The organism is Micromonospora sp. CA-244673, from assembly GCF_050948395.1.
Classification (GTDB): Bacteria; Actinomycetota; Actinomycetes; order Mycobacteriales; family Micromonosporaceae; genus Micromonospora.
This window is the reverse complement of record NZ_CP192019.1, coordinates 1,874,843-1,891,764: the sequence shown is the minus strand read 5'-3', so window position 1 is coordinate 1,891,764 and position 16,922 is coordinate 1,874,843. Positions and strand designations below refer to the sequence as shown.

The window sequence follows — 16,922 nt, the reverse complement described above, 5'->3', positions numbered from 1 at the left end:
CGGTGGTCTGCTCGGCTTGCCCGGGTCGATGGCAGGCGGGATGGCTCCTTCCGCAACCACCCACGGACGGTTACCCGCCGGCGGTGCCCCGGCCATCCTGGAGCCGGAGCGCCCCCGCCGGAGGCGCAGTAACCGCAACCTCGCGACTGCCGCCCGCTCGCCGGCGCGGCCGGCGTGCGCTTCCCTGCGCCGCGCGGGCTTGTGGCCGCGCGGCCCGGCCGGCTGCCGGCCCACCCCTACCCGGTCAACGATCCTGTCGTGCTGCGGCGGCCCTCCGGGCTTTCTGCTGTCCGTGCCAGCCGCCGGGCATCAGGCGTGACGGCCGCAGAGCGACAGCGGCAGCGGCCGGCGCGCGCCCAGGCGGCGGCGCGTGCGGCCCGTCAAGGGCCGCCTTGATAGATGTAGAGAAAGTCCTCCCACGTCGGCCGGCAGTTGGCCTAACCTGCCCGATCTCACGGGCGACGTTGACCGTCGGAGACGATCGGGATCAGCCTGGCTGCTACGTCCTCGAAGTCACCGAAGCCACTGACGGTTCGCAGCAGGCCATGGGTCCGGTAGTAAGCGCGCAGCGGCTTGACCTGCTCCTGGTAGTTCTCCTGCGAATGTGAGTACATGAGCAGGAGTTCCTGGCGTCGCTCGGCTTGCTGGGGATCCAGTGCTATCTGCCGTTCCACCCGACGGTGAATGGCGAGGCGAAGTTGGTCCTCACTAAGGACCAGTTCGATCACTGCGTCAGGGACATGGCCGCCCTGCGTCAGCAACTCAGCCTGACGGACCTTGCGAGGGAAGTTGTACAGGACCCAGCCACCGTCGACGTTGGCCAGGACGTCAGCGATGGCTCTGACCGTTAGCTCATCCGGAACAAGATGTCCGGCCTGCATGTACCGTTTCGCCTCTTCGCCGAGCGGAGTCTGCTGCTGAACGTGCTCGCGGAAGACATTGCCTGCGCTGACCGCCTGTAGGCCGATGGCGTCTGCCAGAGCCCAGGCAGGGGAGGCCAGGTCGACCACCGGCCCGGCGGTGAGGATCACGTTGGGCATGTGTACTCCCGTGTTGGGACGCCGAGGAGCCAAGCTAGCAGCGCACCTGGCGCATCACGTGAGATGTGGACATGGATCGTCAGCCCGAATACGGGGGTCAGGGGCGCCGCCGCCGGCGCCGGTTGCCCGAGCCACGGCGGGTTGACGTGTCGGTGCCCGGTGCTACTCTGGCGCTCGTCGAGGACGCCAGCGCGGCCTTCCTGCCGGATCGCTGGCCTCGACCTCAGAGATGTCGAGCGGCCTTCCTGCCGCTGATGCGGGCCACGTCCCGCCGGCTCTCGATCGCACCGGCCGCTGCGCCGGTCCCCCGAATCCGCTGAGAGGCCCAGCACGGCCTTTGCCTGCCGTCCACGATGGCCCGGATTCACACTGCTGCACGGGTGGGGCCAGCCTGCGGCAACCCGCCGGATGCCGACATCCCAGGCTCCCCACCCGTGCCGGCCCTCAATTGCCAAGTCACGAGCGTGAAAGGACATGACCCATCGGCGGGAAGTGGCACGGCCACGATTCCGCCCTCCGGCGTCAGCCGCCCTCTCGGCGGTGCCAGGAGACACCACGAACGCCACCAGCGGACATCCGTCCACGGCTGGTGGTGTTTCGCTCCCGTTCCTGCCACCCCCTGATGAGGAGACAGTCGTGTCCACCGCTCCGCTCACCCCGTACCGGCCCGGCCTCGCCGTCGGCCGTGACGCCCAAGTCCTGCACCGCGCCGCCTCGCCGGAGTTCTCCGGCTGGCTGGAGCACACCCGCCCCGCTGGCGGCTGTGCTCGCCCGATCCGCCTCACCGGCACCATCGCCGCCGTCGACCGAGACACCGGCCGCATCACCGGCCGGCTGTATACCGACGAGCTGCCCGACCGGACGCTCTACAAGGCGTGCGGCAACCGCCGCGAATCGGTGTGCCCGGATTGCGCCTGGGTCTACCAGGGCGACGCCTACCAAGTCGTCTGTCGCGGCCTGACCGGCGGCAAGGGCGTCCCCGACTCGGTCGGCCGACACCCGGTCGTCTTCGCCACCTTCACCGCACCGTCCTTCGGACCGGTCCACCACCGCCACGTCCCCCGCCACACCTGCCGCAACCGGCAGCGCTGCGACTGCCGCCCTGCTCCCTGCCTCGCCCGTAGGGCTGCCGGCACCTGCCAACATGGGCAGCCCGCGGCGTGCTTCGCCCGCCACGACGCCGACGATCCACGGCTCGGACGGCCGTTGTGCCTGGACTGCTACGACCACGCGCACCAGGTCGTCTGGAACTATTTCTCGGGCGAGCTGTGGCGGCGCACCAAGCAGGCCGCCGATCGGCACCTCACCGCTCGATGCCGCAAGCTCGACATCCCCTTCGTACGGGTCGTCACCGCCTCCGGCAAGGTCCGCTGGGTGCCGCCCGTGCGAATCTCCCACGGCAAGGTCGCCGAGATGCAACGCCGGGCAGCCGTGCACTTCCACGTCCTGCTGCGCCTCGACGGCGTCGACCCGGACGACCCGGGCGCGTTCGTGCCGCCACCGGCAGGCATCACCCTCGACGACCTGGAAGAGGCGATCCACGTCGCCGCCCGGCAGATCACCGTCACCGCGCCTCCACACCCCGACCGCCGCAAGGTTGGCTGGTCGCCTGGGGCGAGCAGGTCGACGTCCAACACATCAACACCGCCGACGGCGAGCTGACCGACGACAAGGTCGCCGCCTACCTCGCCAAGTACGCCACCAAGGCCACGGAAGCCACCGGCCACTCCTCCAACCGCCTCACCGCCGCCACGATCGACGACTACGCCGACCCCGAAGGCGACCACACCGCCCGCCTCATCGACGCCTGCTGGCACCTCGGCCGCCCCACCCACACCGACATGACCGGCGGCGCCGCAAGCGCCGACGACCGTCAAGACAGCCTTGACGCTCAACCCAACGTCTACGGCGGCTTGCGCCGCTGGGCGCACATGCTCGGCTTCGGCGGCCACTTCCTCACCAAAGCCCGCCGCTACTCCGTCACCTTCCGACTGCTCCGCGACACCCGCGCCACTTACCGACGCGAAGAGGACGACGAACCAACAAACACGATCACGGTCGGCACCCTCACCTACGTCGGGTCCGGCTGGCTTTCCGAAGGCGACGCCCTGCTCGCCAACACCGCCGCAAGACAGCGGCGCGAGAGCAGACGCATCGGCCGGGAAGAACTCGCCTACGAAGCCTGGCTCACCGGGGCCGCCGCATGAGCCACGACCTCCGCCCCCGCTGGTACTCGCCTGCCGAGGTCGCCGTGCTGCTCGGCTTCGGCATCTCCAAGGTCAAGATGAAGATCGCCACCGGCGAGCTGCGCTCCATCAAGGACGGCAAGTACCGCCGCATCCTCCCCGAATGGGTCGACGACTACATCCGCGAACAGGTCGAACGCCAGGAGGCCGCCTGATGCCCGGACGCGTCCGAGCCAACGGCGAAGGCTCCATCTTCCCCTACCGCAATGGCTTCGCCGCATACGTCTGGGTTAACAAGCCCGACGGCCGGCGTGACCGGAAGTACGTCTACGGCAAGACCCGGGAGGCCGTCCACGACAAGTGGATCAAGCTGCACCAGCAGGCCAAGGCCGGACCGGTGGCGACCAGCGTCCCCACGGTCGGCAGCTTCCTCACCTACTGGCTGGCCGAGATCATCCAGCCGAACCGGGCACCGTTGACCTATGCGACCTACGAGACGTTCGTCCGCCGCTACATCTCCCCCGGCCTCGGGGCCAAGCGACTCGACCGGCTCCAGTCCCGGGACGTGCAGACCTGGATCAACCAGGTGGCTCGCACCTGCCAGTGCTGTGCCCAGGGCAAGGATGCCGCCCGGCCGAAGCACAAGCGGCGCTGCTGCGCGGTCGGCCGTTGCTGCCAGGCGGTCCCGTCGACGCGGACGGTGAGCGACATCCGGGCCGCGCTGCGGGCCGCCCTCACCCACGCCCAGGCCGAAGACCTCATCACAAAGAACCCGGCCGTGCCGGTCACTCTCGCCACCGTCCGCCGCCGGCGGGGCAAGTCGTGGTCGAGCGACGAGGCCCGCAAGTTCCTCGAATCGGCCCAAGCCGACGGGGACCCGCTCTACGCCGCCTACGCCCTGGTCCTCGTCACCGGCCTGCGCAAGGGCGAGGCCCTCGGACTGACGTGGGAGGACGTCGACCTCGACGCCGGAGAGCTGACCATCGGCCGCCAACTGCAACGCGTGCGCGGGCAGCTCCTGCACCGCGACACCAAGACTCAGGCGTCCGACGCCACCCTCCCTCTGCCCGACATCTGCCTGGCCGCCCTCAAGCTCAGACAGCAACAACGCGACGAGGCTGAAGCAGCCGCTGGCAAGGCGTGGCACGAGACCGGACTGGTATTCACCACCCGGTATGGCACACCGATCGAGCCGCGCAACTTCCAACGCTCCTGGCAGACGAGGTGCGAGAGAGCAGGCATCAAGCCGATCACCGTTCACGACGCCAGGCGAACCTGCGCCACGCTCCTAGCCGACCTCGACGTCCACCCCAGAGTCGCCATGCAGGTGCTGAGGCACGCCCGCTTCTCGGTGACGATGGAGATCTACACCCAGGTATCGACGAAGGCGACCCGAGACGCACTCAAACGCCTCGGTGACTCACTCGGCCGTTGACTGAGCTGCTGTACTTCACTGCTGTACGCAAGCAGAAAGGCCACCTCCCGAAGCCGGGAAGTGGCCTTTGATCTGCGTGGGCGATACTGGGATCGAACCAGTGACCTCTTCGGTGTGAACGAAGCGCTCTCCCGCTGAGCTAATCGCCCTCAGCGCCGATGACTCTACCTGATCGAGACCCCGGACCAAAAACCGGGTCTCAGTGCGTCGCGAGGTAGTGCAGCGCCCGTGCCACGAGGTCGATCCCCAGGCTGTACTTGAGCGACAGCCACACCACGACCGACACGAACACCAGCCCGGCGGCGCCCAGGGCGCAGCGCACCGGCAGCGACCGGCTGGTCGCCCACCGCGTCCAGGCGTTGACGTGCCGGCGGGTGAAGGCGAGCAGCCGGCGCGCCCAGTGGAACTCGACGGCCCAGACGCCGAGGCCGGCGATCACCAGCAGCCAGCCGGGGCCGGGCAGCGGGATGAGGGCGACGCCGATGGTGACGACGATGGCGCCGAGCACGCCGATGAAGATCTTGAGGGCGATCCGGCCGGTGGGGTTGGCCCGGATGAGTTCGAGGGTGGTGTGCAGGCGGCCCCGCCATCCACCGCGGCGCCGCTCGGCGAGAGCGGTACCGGAACGCCCTTCGACAGGCACCTCGTACCCCCGACTTTTGGCTGCTCGGGCCGCACCTTTCGGTGGGCCGGCCGTGGTCCTCGTTTCCACCGAGGAACCCCTCGTGACCATTTCCACCCCCAGTGTCGCCCGGGACCGTCACCCCTGCTGAGGACTGGACGTTACCGGAGTAAGTCGACGACTGAAGCACCCGTTGCCGGGCGGGATGACGGATCGGGCGGAAGCGGAAATCCTACAAGAATTTTCATGTTCTCGGAGGCTTTCCGACCCCCTTCCCACCACTGGGTGAAGTCAGCGTATGGCGGAGCGTAGCCAGGAGCAGCACCTGAGTATGGGAAAAGCGGGACACGCGCGTTCCGCAGCGGTGCCGGGGGGAGAACGTCCATGAGTGTCATTCGACCGACGACCGTAGAGGTCGAGACGTCGCTAAGGCTCGTCGCGCCTGACGCCACCGCCTTGCCGGTGCGTGCCAGTCTGCGTTACGACCCTGCTGACCCGTATGCGGTCCATGTCCTGTTCCACGCCGAATCCGCCGGCGGCGAGGCGGTGAGCTGGTCGTTCGCGCGCGAACTGCTGGTCACCGGGCTCGACGAGCCGGCCGGCATCGGCGATGTCCGGGTCTGGCCGTGGGCCACCCCGCGCGGCGACTTCGTCGCGCTCGCGCTGTCGTCGCCGGACGGCAACGCCCTCTTCGAGGTCCCGCGCAGCGTGCTCGTGCGCTTCCTGCGCCGGACCTACGTCGTCGTCCCACGCGGCCGCGAGGCCGAGCACCTGGACGTCGACACGGCGGTGAACCGGCTGCTCGCCGGCCGCTGACACGGCACACCCGGGGCCGCGCGGATCTGCCGAGTCCGCGCGGCCCCGGGCCGTCGGTGCCGGCGTACGCCGGGAGCAGCTCAGCCGTGCGTGGTGATCCCACCGTCGACCGGGATGACCGCCCCGGTCAGGTACGCGCCGGCGCGCGACGACAGGTAGATCGCCGTGCCCGCCATGTCCTCGGGGCGGCCGATCCGGCCCAGCGGCACCTGCTGCTCGATGGCCGACCGGGAGGCCGGGTCGTCCAGCGCGAAGGCCATCATCTTGCTCTCGAACGGCCCCGGCGCGATCGCGTTGACCGTGATCTGCTCGCCGGCGAGCTGGTGGGCGAGGCTGCGGGTGAGCATGTGCACGGCCGCCTTGGTCGCCGAGTAGGCGTACACCTCCATCCAGGGCACCCGGATGCCGTCGATGGAGCCGATGTTGATCACGCGGGCCGGGTCGTCGGGGCTCGCCGCCGCGCGCAGCGCGGGCAGCAGCGCCGTGGTGAGCCGGAAGACCGCCTTGACGTTGACGGCCCACAGCTTGTCGAACGCGGCCTCCGGGTATGCCTCCAGCGGCGCGCCCCAGGTGGCGCCGGCGTTGTTGACCAGCACGTCGAGCCGGTCCGTGCGGTCCCGCACGGCCTGCGCCAGCCCGAGCGCGCCCTCGTCGTGGCCCAGGTCGGCGGGGATCGCCTCGCAGTGTCCCTCCGCGGAGAGCTCCTTGGCCACGGTCTCGCAGACGTCGGCCTTGCGCGACGAGATGATGACCTTGGCGCCGGCCCGCACGAAGCCCCGGGCGATCATCAGGCCGATGCCCCGTGAGCCGCCGGTGACCAGCACCGTCTTGCCTTCGACCGAGAACAGATCCGTCATGCCCATCCCATCGCCGGTGTGCGGGGCCGCGGGCCGGTCGGGCGACCCCGGCGCTACCGATCGGTAACCTAACCGTCCCCCGTCGGTGCCGACAAGGCCGGCCGAAACCGTCGAGATGCAACGTGCGCACCGGGCGGTTACCGTCGGGACGATGGTCACTACCGGTCAGCCCTCCCCGGCCACCCGCACCGACCTGTCGACGCCCCGCGTCGACGCCGACGAGATCGTCACCGGTGCGCTCGCCGACCTGGCGCCCGCGTCCGGCTGGTCCCGGCCAGTCATGCTCGACGCCGACCTGCTGATCCTGGTCACCCACGGTCACGGCAGCGCCGAGCTGGACTTCCGCGCGCTGCCCTGCCGCCCGGGCACGCTGTTGCGGGCCCGGCCCGGTCAGGTGCTGCGCTGCCTCGGTCCGCAACTCGACGCGACGGTGGTGCGGTGGGGTCCGGAGACGCTGCGCGGCCTGGACGTCGACCCGGACGCGGTGCCGGCGTACCGGCAGCTCGCCGGCGAGGACGAGGACGCGGTGATCAGCGAGGTGACCCAGCTGGCGGTGGACGCCGACCGGCACGCCGGCGTCCCGGCCGCCGTGGCGCTGCTGCGCCACCAGCTCGCCGTGCTGCTGCTGCGGTTGAGCCTGCTGCCCGCCGCCGGGGAGCGGACGACGCCGCGGGCCGAGACGGAGACCTTCCGGCGGCTGTGCCGGGAGGTCGAGCGGGGCTACCGGCACACCCGCCGGGTGGAGGACTACGCCGCCCAGCTCGGCTGCTCGGTGCGTACCCTGACCCGGGCCTGCCTGGCGGTGACCGGCCGCAGCGCCAAGCAGGTGATCGACGAGCGGGTGGCGTTGCAGGCCAGCCGGCTGCTCGCCGCCACGGACGAGCCGATCGCCCGGATCGGCCGGCGGCTCGGCTTCCCCGAGCCGACCAACTTCGGTCGGTTCTTCACCCGGGAGGTGGGGGTGAGCCCGGGCGCCTTCCGGGCCGCCCGGGAGCAACCTCTGCCCGTCCGCATGGTGCGCCCTCGCCCGCCCGCCGACTCCCCCGCCCCCGCCGGCCGGGCATGATGGCACTGTGCAGATCTCCGCGCGCGGCGACTACGCGGTCCGGGCCGCTCTGAGCCTGGCCACCGCGTACCCCACCCTGGTGTCCACCCAGGCCATCGCGGCCGAGCAGGACATGCCCCGCAAGTTCCTCGAGGCGGTCCTGGCCGACCTGCGCCGGGCCGGCATCGTCCGGGCCCAGCGCGGCGCCGAGGGCGGCTACACCCTGGCCCGGCCACCGCGCGACGTCACCATCGGGCAGATCCTGCGCGCCGTCGACGGCCCCCTCGCCGGGGTACGCGGGCTGCGCCCCGAGGAGACGCGGTACGAGGGCGCGGCGGAGAACCTGCCCCGGCTCTGGGTGGCCGTCCGGGCCGCCGTCCGGCAGGTGGTCGACGAGGTGAGCCTGGCCGAGATGGCCAGCGGGAAGCTCCCCGGCCACGTCCGCAAGCTGATCGCCCGCCCCGACGCCTGGGAGCCCCGCTGACGCCTCAGAGCGTGCTGACCACCTCGGCGTAGTCGAGCCGCGGCAGCCGCGCCCGCCAGGTCTCCGGCGCCGGCCGGCCGATGTTCATGAGCAGCAGCACCCGGTGCCGGCCGTCCGGGAAGAACTCCCGCTCGACCCCGAAGGTGTCGAACCCGGCCATCGGGCCGGCGGCCAGCCCGGCGGCCCGTACCCCGATGAGCAGGTAGCCGATCTGGAGCGCGGCGTTGAACCGCGCCTGCGCCTCCCGGCCGGCCGGGTCGCCGGTGAACCAGTCCCGCGCGCCGGGCCGGTGCGGGAACAGCTCGGGCAGCCGGTCGTGCCACTCGACGTCGGCGGCGAGCACCGCGGTCAGCGGCGCGCCCGCGGTCTTGTCGCGGTTGCCGGAGCTGAGGTACGGCAGCAGCCGGGCCCGGGCCGCCGCCGAGCGCAGCAGCACCACCCGCAGCGGCTGGGCGTTCATCGCCGTCGGGCCGTTGCGGACCAGGTCGTGGACGGCCCGCACCTGCTCCTCGTCGACCGGTTCGTCGGTGAACGCGTTGGCCGTGCGGGCCGCGCGGAACAGCAGGTCCTGGGCGGCCCGGTCGAGCGCGAGCAGGTCGGTGGCCGGTGCGCTCACCACGTCTCCGGCCAGGCGCCGAGGGTGGTGGTGTAGCCGCCGCGGTGGTGCACGAGCGGGTCGCCGTCCTCGCCCGCGCCGAGCGCGAGGGGCTCGGCGAGCACGAGGGTGTGGTCACCGGCCTCGATCCGGCGGACCACCCGGCAGAGCAGCACGGCCAGGGCGTCGCCGATGAGCGGCACCCCGAACGGCCCGGCCGCCCAGCCGGGGTGGGCGGCGAACCGGTCGATCCCGCTGGTGGCGAAGATCTTCGCGACCTCCTGCTGGCCGGAGGCGAGCAGGTGCACGGCCACGTGCTCGGCGTGGGCCACGGTCGGCCAGCTCGACGACTCGCGGCCGAGGCAGAACGAGACCAGCGGCGGGTCCAGCGACACGGAGGTGAACGAGGTGGCCGTGAAGCCGGCCGGTGGCAGCGGCGGCAGGCGGCGGCCGGTGTGCAGGCCGGGGGTGGTGACCACGGTGACCGTGGACGCCTGCCGGCGCAGCAGGCCGCGGAACGTGTCGGAGTCGACCGGCCGCAGCTCGACGGTGCCGGCCCCGGGCCGGTCCACGGTGGTCACGCCGTCACCAGCTCTCGGCCGGCGTAGGTGCTCGCCGGGCGGGGCAGCCCGTAGTGCTCGCGCAGGGTGCGGCCGGTGTACTCGAGCCGGAACAGGCCGCGCCGGCGCAGCAGCGGAACGACGTGGTCCACGAAGGCCTCCAGTCCGTGGGGCAGCAGGGGTGGCATGACGTTGAAGCCGTCGGCGGCGCCCTGGGTGAACCAGAGCTCGATCTGGTCGGCGATCTGCTCCGGGGTGCCGGCGACGACCCGATGCCCGCGACCGCCACCGAGCCGGCCGATGAGCTGCCGGATGGTGAGCTTCTCCCGGCGGGCCAGGTCGACCACGAGCTGGTAGCGGCTCTGGTGCGACTGCACGGCGCTGACGTCGGGCAGGTCGGGCAGCGGCCCGTCCAGCGGCAGCCCGGTGAGATCGAGACCGGTCATGCCGGAGAGCTGGGCGAGGGCGTGCTCGGGCACGATGAGCGCCTCCAGCTCGTCGGCGAGGGCACGGGCCTCGGACTCCGTACCCCCGATCACGGGCGCGATGCCGGGCAGCACCTTGACGCCGTCGGGGTCCCGGCCGGCGGCGGTGGTCGCGCGGCGGAGCTCGGCGTAGAACGCCTGGCCGTCGGCGAGGGTCTGCTGGGCGGTGAAGACGGCCTCGGCGTAGCGGGCGGCGAACGCGATGCCGTCGGCGGACGAGCCGGCCTGCACGAGCAGCGGCCGGCCCTGCGGCGGGCGCGGCGTGTTCAGCGGCCCGTGCACCCGGAACCGCTCGCCCTCGTGCGCGATCTCGTGCACCCGGTCGGTGTCGGCGAAGACGCCGGCCGCGGTGTCGAGGACCAGCGCATCGTCCTCCCAGCTGTCCCAGAGCTTGATCGCCACGTCGACGAACTCGGCGGCCCGCTGGTACCGCTCGGCGTGCGCCGGGTGGTCGTCCAGGTTGAAGTTGCGGGCCTCCCGGGCCTGCGCGGAGGTGACGATGTTCCAGCCGGCCCGGCCGCCGCTCAGATGGTCCAGCGAGGCGAACTTGCGGGCCAGGTTGAACGGCTCGTTGTACGTGGTGGAGGCGGTCGCGATGAGGCCGATGTGCTCGGTGGCCGTGGCCAGCGCGGCGAGCAGGGTGAGCGGCTCGAAGACGGCCTGGATGTTGTGCCGGACGGCCGGACCGACGGCGAGCCCGTCGGCCAGGAACACCGAGTCGAGCGTGCCCCGCTCGGCGATCCGGGCCAGCTCCTGGAAGTGCGTTACGTCGGCGACCCGGCGCGGGTCGGTACGCGGGTGCCGCCAGGCCGCCTCATGGTGGCCGACACCCATCAGGAACGCGTTGAGGTGCAGGGTTCGGGACATGGGGTTTCCTCTCAGGCGGTGACGTCGACGCGCCAGGTGGAGAAACGGCGTTGCCCGGCGACGAGGAGCTGGTTGACGACCAGGCCGATGGCGGAGATCGTGATGATGCCGGCGTACATGTCGGGGATCGCGAAGTTGTACTGGGCGTAGTTGATGAGGTAGCCGAGCCCCGCCTTGGCGCCCACCATCTCGGCGGCGACCAGCACGAGGATCGAGTACGCCCCGGCGAGGCGGACGCCGGTGAAGATCGTCGGCACGGCCGCCGGCAGGATCACCTTCTGGAACAGCCGCAGGTGGTTGAGCCCCATCGAGCGGGCCGAGCGGACCAGCAGCGGGTCCACCCCCTTCACCCCGGCGATGGTGTTCAGCAGGATCGGCCAGGAGCAGGCGTAGACCACCAGGGCGATCTTGGAGGTCTCGCCCAGGCCGAGGATGAGCACGAAGACCGGCAGCAGTGCCAGCGCGGCGGTGTTGCGGAACACCTCCAGCAGCGGGCTGAGCAGGTCGGCGAGGGGCCGGTACCAGCCGATCAGCAGGCCGAGCGGGATGGCGGCGGCCACGGCCAGGGCCAGCCCGGTGAGCGAGCGGGTCAGGCTGGCGCCGACGTGGTCGGCGAGCTGCCCATTACGCAGCAGCGTCCACCAGGCGGTGAGCACCTCGGACAGCGGCGGCAGGAAGACCCGGTCGACCAGACCGGCGCGGGGTGTGGTCTCCCAGATCGCGGCCAGGGCCAGCAGGGCGACGCTGCGGTGCAGGGCCCGGCCGCCGAGGCCGAGCAGCCGTCCCGGCAGGGCGGGCGCGGCGGCGGGAGCCGCCGACGGGGACACGGCGGGCCGGGCCGCCGGGCGGGCGGGGCGTTCGGCGATGTCAACCAACGCGGGCCTCCTCTCGTACGGCGGACTGGGCGGCCCGCACCTCGTCGCGCAGCAGCGTCCAGATCTGGTGCCGGTGGTGCCGGAAGGCGTCGGAGGAGCGGACGTCCTCCTCGGCCTCCCGGTCGCCCAACTCGATCTCGATGACCTCCTTGATCCGCCCCGGGCGGGAGGTCATCACGGCGATCCGCTGGCCCAGGTGGACGGCCTCGTCGATGCCGTGGGTGATGAACACGATGGTCTTGCCGGTGGCCTGCCAGATGCGGACCAGCTCGTCCTGGAGCGAGTCGCGGGTCTGCGCGTCCAGCGCGGCGAACGGCTCGTCCATGAGCAGCACGTCGGGGTTGTACGCGAGGCTGCGGGCGATGGCCACCCGCTGCTTCATGCCGCCGGACAGCTCGTGCGGGTAGCGGTCGGCGAACCCGGTGAGCCCGACCAGGTCGAGGTGGTGCGCGATGAGGTCGGCGCGCTCCGCGCGCGGCACGCCCTTGGCCTCCAGTCCGAACGCGACGTTGCCGGCGGCGGTGCGCCAGGGCAGCAGCGCGTACTGCTGGAAGACGATGCCCCGGTCGAGGCCGGGCCCGGTGACCGGGCGGCCGTCCACCAGCACCTGCCCGCCGGTCGGCGTGGAGAGCCCGCCGAGCAGGTCGAGCAGGGTGGACTTGCCGCAGCCGCTGGGACCGACGACGACCAGGAACTCGCCGGGGCGTACCCCGAGGGTCAGCTCGTCGAGCGCGGTGACCGCGCCGCCGCTGCCCCGCCGGCCCGGGAAGACCTTCGTCACGCGGTCGAAGAGGATCTTGTCGGTGCTCACGCGCCACCGCCGGTGGTGGCGACGTCGTTGAACCTGTTGGTGTAGAGGTCGGCGGGCTTCGGCCGGTCGCCCTTGAGCTCACCGGAGCCGGCCAGCCAGTCGATCCAGGTGGTGAACTCCCGGTCGCTGATGAGGCCGCCCTTGCCGGCCACCCCGCTGGACTTCCAGTACCGCACGAGCGACGGGTCCTCGTTGCGGCCCCGCTTGGCGATGATGGACTCCAGCCGGGCGATGACGGTCTCCCGGGGCTGGGTGCGGGCCCACTCGATGGCTCTGCCCACACCGGTGACGAACGCCCGGACGGTCTCCGGGTTGCGCCTGATGAAGTCGTCCCGGAAGACGTAGCTGCCGCCGCTGAACGCGCCGAGCAGCTCGTAGTCGGTGAAGACGGTGCGGATGCCGCCGGCGGCGACGGCCTTGTCCCGGATCACGCCGCCGAGCACCGCGACGTCGATCTGCCGCTGCCGCAGCGACTGTTCGATGTTGACCGGGGGCAGCGCGACCAGTTCGACCTTGGCGATCTCGGCCGGGGTGAGGCCGCCCTTGACCAGCCAGGTCTTGAGCACCGCCTCGGCGTGGGCGCCGAGGGTGTTCATGCCGACCTTCTTCCCGATGAGGTCCCGGGGGCCGCGGATCGGGCTGTCCTCGAGGACGTAGTAGCCCTGGAAGGTCTGCGCGTCGGAGCCGTAGTAGGCGACCACGGCGGTGATCGGGGCGTTGGCGGCCCGGAGCTTGACGATGGCGCCGTTGAAGGCGCCGCCGAAATCGGTCTGGCCGGTGGCGGTGGCCTGGATGTCGGCGGGGCCGCCGGTGACGTTGCCGATCCAGTTGAGCTTGACGTCGCCGAGGTAGCCGAGGTCGGCGGCGAGTTCGGGGAGGGTCACCTGGCCGACCGAACCCTGGTAGCGCAGTTCCTTGGTCTGCCGGCCGCCCGCGGCGGCGTCGGTGCCGCAGCCCGCGGCGGCGGTGAGGGCGAGCAGGGTGACGGCGGCGGCGAGGGCACGCCGCGGCGACTGACGGGTCGAGGGCATGGAGAGGTCTCCTGATCTGTCCACGATGCGGTGGCGAGGGCCCGCGAGGGGCGCGTGAGCACGCCGCTGCCGGCCGGGCCACGATGCGCCGGCGACGGGAGCGGACGAGCGGAGGAGATGCGACGACCGAGAGCGGTCAGCTCAACAGAGCGCGCTCGCGTGCCGGACCAGGTCGACGTGCACGCGAGCGGTGAGGAGAAGCTCGTCCCGCTGCGACATGACCTCATGCTGCCGACCGATCTCCGCGCCGGTCAATGGCCTTCCATAGAGTGAGACTTGTATCGCTGGCATTGTTACGACCCGTCACTACCAGCATTTACCGCCCCTTAACACCTACCCGTTGGATAGAGATTGTGACCCGTGGGGCGGGCACCGTCCAGACCGGATCGGAGCGGGTTTCGCGAACCGCCGGTTCGGGCATGTTCGATCCCGCAGACGCAGGGAGACGAAGGAGGACCCCATGGGCATCCAGTTCCGCAAGCGCAAGAAGTACGGTCCGGTGATCCTCCACTTCACCGAGAACGGCTTCTCGTCCTGGAGCATCAAGATCGGCCGGTGGTCGTGGAACTCCAACACCCGCGCCCACCGCGTGGACCTGCCGGGACCGCTCTCCTGGAAGCAGGACAAGTCCCGGGCGTGACGTCCCGACGTCGAGCGGGGTGCCGGTGGTTCACCGGCACCCCGCTCGACGTTTGGGCGGGCTTCCCCGTTCGACCGACGGGAACCGCGCCGCGGCGGAGAATCACGGAGTGGCGGACCAGTCCTTCCGGCGGGAGCGGCGGCGGGCCGCGGCGGCAGTCGCGCTGCTGCTGCTCGCCTATTTCGTGGTCCCCGTCGAGCCGGACCCGAACGGCCCGCGGCTGGCCCTGCGCTCGGCCGGCACCCTGATCCTGGTGCTCGTGGTCGCGTTCCTGGTCACCGGCCAGGTACGCCGCCAGCTCGCCGCCACCCAGCCGACCGGCGACGCGGAGACCCGGGCGCTGATCCGGCTCGCCGTCGCGCTGATCGCCGGGCTGCTGGTCTTCGCCCTGGCCGACTACGTCGTGGCGAACAGCCGACCGGGCGAGTTCGCCGGCCTACGCACCCGGATCGACGCGCTCTACTTCGCGCTCGCCACGCTCACCACCGTCGGCTACGGCGACGTCAACGCCGAGGGGCAGATCGCCCGGGTGGTGGTCTGCGCGCAGATGGTGTTCAGCATCGGGGTGATCGCCACCGGGGCGTCCATCGTGGTCAAGCAGATGACCCAGCGGCCGCGCCCGACCCGGCGCTGATCAGCACGTCCCCGCCGAGCCGGCCGTGCTCGGGGTCGCGGGTCACCGCGCCGGCGGCGAGCAGCGAGGCGAGCGCCCGGTTGGCGTCGGCGGCCCGGTAGACCGTCGAGGTGGCGGCGAAGCGGCGCAGCTCGGTCACCGTACGCGGGCCGGAGCGGGCGAGTTCGGCAAGCAGTTCACGGCGCAGCGGGCCGGGTTCGGGGTCGAGGCTGATGTCGAGCAGCCGCCCCGCCGGGTCGGCCGGGTCGCGGTAGCGCACCCCCGCGTACTCGTCGACCGCCCAGAGGGCGTCCTTGACCGCCTCCAGGCCGCGGTCGGAGCCGGTCGCGTAGCCGAACAGCCGGGCCGGCCCGCCGTCGACCGGCACCAGCTCGACCTCGGTGACCAGCGGGAAGCCGGCTCCGGTCAGCGCCGGGCGCAGCGACCGGCCGGGCGCCGTGACCAGCAGCACCTCGGCCGGGCGGCCGGACGCGGCGGCGGCCAGCAGGGCCGGCTCGGGCTCGCCGCCGTCGACCACGGTGAACAGCGGGGCGCCCGCCGCGCCGGCCGCCTTGAGCGCCACCGGGAGGCGGTCCGGCCGGCCCGGCACCACGTGCACGGCGACGTCCGCCGGCAGGGAGGCCTCGGCCGCGCCCAGCCGGGCCGGCAGGTCCGCGCCGCCGTCGGCGAGCACGAGCACGGTCAGCCGCCGGCCGCGCAGCCGGTCGGCGAACTCGGCCACCACCCGCAGCGCGGCCTCGGCGCCACCGACGTCGCTTCCGGCGTACGCGAGGGCCAGGGTGGCCCGGCGCGAACGGTGCAGCGCGGCGGGCAACCAGTGGTCGAGTTGCCGGACGAGCAGCTCGCGCAGGACGGCGTCGGTCGACATGCTGCCGTTCTACCGCATGGGCGGTCAGACGGGAACGGAGATGCCCACGCCGCCGCGGGTCTGGCCGCCGTAGCGCTGCCGCTCGCGGTCGAGGTCGAGCCGGCCGATCCGCTTGCGGGCGGCGAGGGCCGCGTCGTCGAGCAGGGCGGCGGGGACGATCCAGACGATCTCGAACTCCAGCCCGTCGGGGTCGCGGCCGTAGAGGCTCTTGGTGGTCCCGTGGTCCGAGGCGCCCACCAGGGCGTCGGCGGCGGCCAGCCGCTCGGCGGTGGCGGCCAGCTCGTCCAGGGTGTCCAGCTCCCAGGCGAGGTGGTAGAGGCCGACGGTGGACCGGCCGGCCGGGGAGGCCCCGGCGGCGGCGCCGATCTCGAACAGGCCGAGGTCGTGGTCGTTGGTGGAGTCGGGCGCCTGCAGGAACGCGGCGCCGCGGAAGCCGTCCGGCGTCATCGGCACCGGGCGGAAGCCGAGCACGTCGCGGTAGAAGGCGACGCTGCGGTCGAGGTCACGGACGTAGAGGACGGCGTGGTTGAGGCGGTGGATTCCCATGACACCGACGGTAGCGCGCTTTTGTTGAGCGTTCAACAATCGGCGCTATGATGGCCGTCATGACCCGGTGGCTGGACCCCGACGAGCAGCGGACCTGGCGCGCGTTCCTCACCGCCTCCCGCGCGCTGATGGACACCCTCGACCGCGAGCTGCAACGCGACGCCGGGATGCCGCACGCGTACTACGAGATCCTGGTCCGGCTCTCCGAGGCCCCCGACCGGCGGCTGCGGATGAGCGACCTGGCCGACGCCACCGGCTCCTCCCGCAGCCGCCTCTCGCACGCCGCCGCCCGGCTGGAGGCCGCCGGGTGGATCCGCCGGGAGGAGTGCGCCACCGACCGGCGCGGCCAGCTCGCCGTCCTCACCGACGCCGGCTTCGCCACCCTGGCCGCCGCCGCGCCCGGCCACGTCGCCGGGGTACGCCGGCACCTGTTCGACGCGCTCAGCCCGGCCCAGGTGGACCAGCTCCGGCGGATCAGCGAGACCCTCGCCGACCACCTGACCGGATCGCGACCAAACTGATCCA

General features: G+C 72.1%; 20 protein-coding genes, 1 tRNA gene and 1 pseudogene. 9 read left to right on the top strand and 13 right to left on the bottom strand.

Annotated elements, in window-relative coordinates:
* Positions 1–452 precede the first annotated feature (452 nt).
* Positions 453–1,040, bottom strand: a complete 588-nt coding sequence (locus ACQP12_RS09050) for a nucleoside monophosphate kinase (RefSeq protein WP_433286553.1) — start codon at positions 1,038–1,040, stop codon at positions 453–455.
* A gap of 636 nt (positions 1,041–1,676) precedes the next feature.
* Here ACQP12_RS09050 and ACQP12_RS09045 point away from each other — a divergent pair.
* The 3 genes and pseudogenes from ACQP12_RS09045 to ACQP12_RS09035 all read left to right on the top strand — a co-directional run bounded on the left by ACQP12_RS09045 (position 1,677) and on the right by ACQP12_RS09035 (position 4,661).
* Positions 1,677–3,247: pseudogene (locus ACQP12_RS09045) on the top strand (replication initiator).
* On the top strand, positions 3,244–3,441 hold the full coding sequence (locus ACQP12_RS09040) for an excisionase family DNA-binding protein (RefSeq protein ID WP_088995191.1): 198 nt from the start codon (positions 3,244–3,246) through the stop codon (positions 3,439–3,441). Before ACQP12_RS09045 ends, ACQP12_RS09040 begins: the two are co-directional and overlap by 4 nt.
* The gene (locus ACQP12_RS09035; RefSeq protein WP_433286551.1) at positions 3,441–4,661 is read left to right on the top strand and encodes a tyrosine-type recombinase/integrase; all 1,221 of its coding nucleotides are present in this window, start codon (positions 3,441–3,443) and stop codon (positions 4,659–4,661) included. Before ACQP12_RS09040 ends, ACQP12_RS09035 begins: the two co-directional genes overlap by 1 nt.
* 77 nt (positions 4,662–4,738) lie before the next feature.
* Here the strand turns inward: ACQP12_RS09035 and ACQP12_RS09030 are convergent.
* Positions 4,739–4,810, bottom strand: a tRNA-Val gene (locus tag ACQP12_RS09030).
* Positions 4,811–4,860: 50 nt separating this feature from the next.
* On the bottom strand, positions 4,861–5,373 hold the full coding sequence (locus ACQP12_RS09025; protein ID WP_433286549.1) for a TIGR02611 family protein: 513 nt from the start codon (positions 5,371–5,373) through the stop codon (positions 4,861–4,863).
* Positions 5,374–5,667: 294 nt separating this feature from the next.
* Here ACQP12_RS09025 and ACQP12_RS09020 point away from each other — a divergent pair, with 294 nt between their 5' ends.
* Entirely contained in the window at positions 5,668–6,099 is a 432-nt protein-coding gene (locus ACQP12_RS09020) for an SsgA family sporulation/cell division regulator (protein WP_007457244.1), read from the top strand.
* Positions 6,100–6,179: 80 nt separating this feature from the next.
* Here the strand turns inward: ACQP12_RS09020 and ACQP12_RS09015 are convergent, their stop codons facing one another.
* Entirely contained in the window at positions 6,180–6,956 is a 777-nt protein-coding gene (locus ACQP12_RS09015; RefSeq protein WP_433286547.1) for an SDR family oxidoreductase, read from the bottom strand.
* A 151-nt stretch (positions 6,957–7,107) separates the two neighbouring features.
* Between ACQP12_RS09015 and ACQP12_RS09010 the strand changes: the two genes are divergently transcribed.
* Together ACQP12_RS09010 and ACQP12_RS09005 are read left to right on the top strand one after the other, a co-directional pair.
* Positions 7,108–8,022, top strand: a complete 915-nt coding sequence (locus ACQP12_RS09010) for a helix-turn-helix transcriptional regulator (RefSeq protein ID WP_433286545.1) — start codon at positions 7,108–7,110, stop codon at positions 8,020–8,022.
* Between the two features lie 7 nt (positions 8,023–8,029).
* Positions 8,030–8,485: an RrF2 family transcriptional regulator gene (locus ACQP12_RS09005; protein WP_357942501.1), complete on the top strand. Its 456-nt coding sequence runs from the start codon at positions 8,030–8,032 to the stop codon at positions 8,483–8,485.
* 4 nt (positions 8,486–8,489) lie between these two features.
* Here the strand turns inward: ACQP12_RS09005 and ACQP12_RS09000 are convergent, their stop codons facing one another.
* From ACQP12_RS09000 to ACQP12_RS08970, 7 genes are all read right to left on the bottom strand, one after another.
* Positions 8,490–9,101 carry a malonic semialdehyde reductase gene (locus tag ACQP12_RS09000; RefSeq protein WP_433286543.1) on the bottom strand — a complete coding sequence of 204 codons (612 nt, stop codon included), beginning with the start codon at positions 9,099–9,101 and terminating at the stop codon, positions 8,490–8,492.
* On the bottom strand, positions 9,098–9,661 hold the full coding sequence (locus tag ACQP12_RS08995; RefSeq protein ID WP_357942497.1) for a flavin reductase family protein: 564 nt from the start codon (positions 9,659–9,661) through the stop codon (positions 9,098–9,100). The genes ACQP12_RS09000 and ACQP12_RS08995 overlap by 4 nt, the downstream gene beginning before the upstream one ends.
* The gene (locus tag ACQP12_RS08990; protein WP_433286541.1) at positions 9,658–10,992 is read right to left on the bottom strand and encodes an LLM class flavin-dependent oxidoreductase; all 1,335 of its coding nucleotides are present in this window, start codon (positions 10,990–10,992) and stop codon (positions 9,658–9,660) included. The genes ACQP12_RS08995 and ACQP12_RS08990 overlap by 4 nt, the downstream gene beginning before the upstream one ends.
* 11 nt (positions 10,993–11,003) lie before the next feature.
* Positions 11,004–11,867 (bottom strand): ABC transporter permease, encoded by an 864-nt coding sequence (locus tag ACQP12_RS08985; protein WP_433286539.1) that lies wholly within the window; start codon positions 11,865–11,867, stop codon positions 11,004–11,006.
* The gene (locus ACQP12_RS08980; RefSeq protein ID WP_433286537.1) at positions 11,860–12,678 is read right to left on the bottom strand and encodes an ABC transporter ATP-binding protein; all 819 of its coding nucleotides are present in this window, start codon (positions 12,676–12,678) and stop codon (positions 11,860–11,862) included. The genes ACQP12_RS08985 and ACQP12_RS08980 overlap by 8 nt, the downstream gene beginning before the upstream one ends.
* On the bottom strand, positions 12,675–13,709 hold the full coding sequence (locus ACQP12_RS08975) for an ABC transporter substrate-binding protein (protein ID WP_433286535.1): 1,035 nt from the start codon (positions 13,707–13,709) through the stop codon (positions 12,675–12,677). Before ACQP12_RS08975 ends, ACQP12_RS08980 begins: the two co-directional genes overlap by 4 nt.
* A gap of 141 nt (positions 13,710–13,850) precedes the next feature.
* A complete protein-coding gene (locus ACQP12_RS08970; RefSeq protein WP_349881247.1) occupies positions 13,851–13,928 on the bottom strand; it encodes a putative leader peptide in 78 nt (25 codons plus the stop codon).
* 241 nt (positions 13,929–14,169) lie between these two features.
* Between ACQP12_RS08970 and ACQP12_RS08965 the strand changes: the two genes are divergently transcribed.
* Entirely contained in the window at positions 14,170–14,349 is a 180-nt protein-coding gene (locus ACQP12_RS08965) for a DUF4236 domain-containing protein (protein ID WP_091311295.1), read from the top strand.
* Between the two features lie 109 nt (positions 14,350–14,458).
* Positions 14,459–14,983, top strand: coding sequence for a potassium channel family protein (locus ACQP12_RS08960; protein WP_357942486.1), 525 nt, complete (start codon positions 14,459–14,461; stop codon positions 14,981–14,983).
* Here ACQP12_RS08960 and ACQP12_RS08955 read toward each other — a convergent pair.
* Both ACQP12_RS08955 and ACQP12_RS08950 read right to left on the bottom strand, forming a co-directional pair.
* Positions 14,943–15,851 carry a hypothetical protein gene (locus ACQP12_RS08955; RefSeq protein ID WP_433286533.1) on the bottom strand — a complete coding sequence of 303 codons (909 nt, stop codon included), beginning with the start codon at positions 15,849–15,851 and terminating at the stop codon, positions 14,943–14,945. The two genes, ACQP12_RS08960 and ACQP12_RS08955, sit on opposite strands and share 41 nt — an antisense overlap.
* A 24-nt stretch (positions 15,852–15,875) precedes the next feature.
* Positions 15,876–16,397 carry a VOC family protein gene (locus ACQP12_RS08950; protein ID WP_357942482.1) on the bottom strand — a complete coding sequence of 174 codons (522 nt, stop codon included), beginning with the start codon at positions 16,395–16,397 and terminating at the stop codon, positions 15,876–15,878.
* Between the two features lie 50 nt (positions 16,398–16,447).
* Here ACQP12_RS08950 and ACQP12_RS08945 point away from each other — a divergent pair, with 50 nt between their 5' ends.
* Entirely contained in the window at positions 16,448–16,918 is a 471-nt protein-coding gene (locus ACQP12_RS08945) for a MarR family winged helix-turn-helix transcriptional regulator (RefSeq protein WP_151462027.1), read from the top strand.
* The last annotated feature ends 4 nt before the right edge of the window (positions 16,919–16,922 follow it).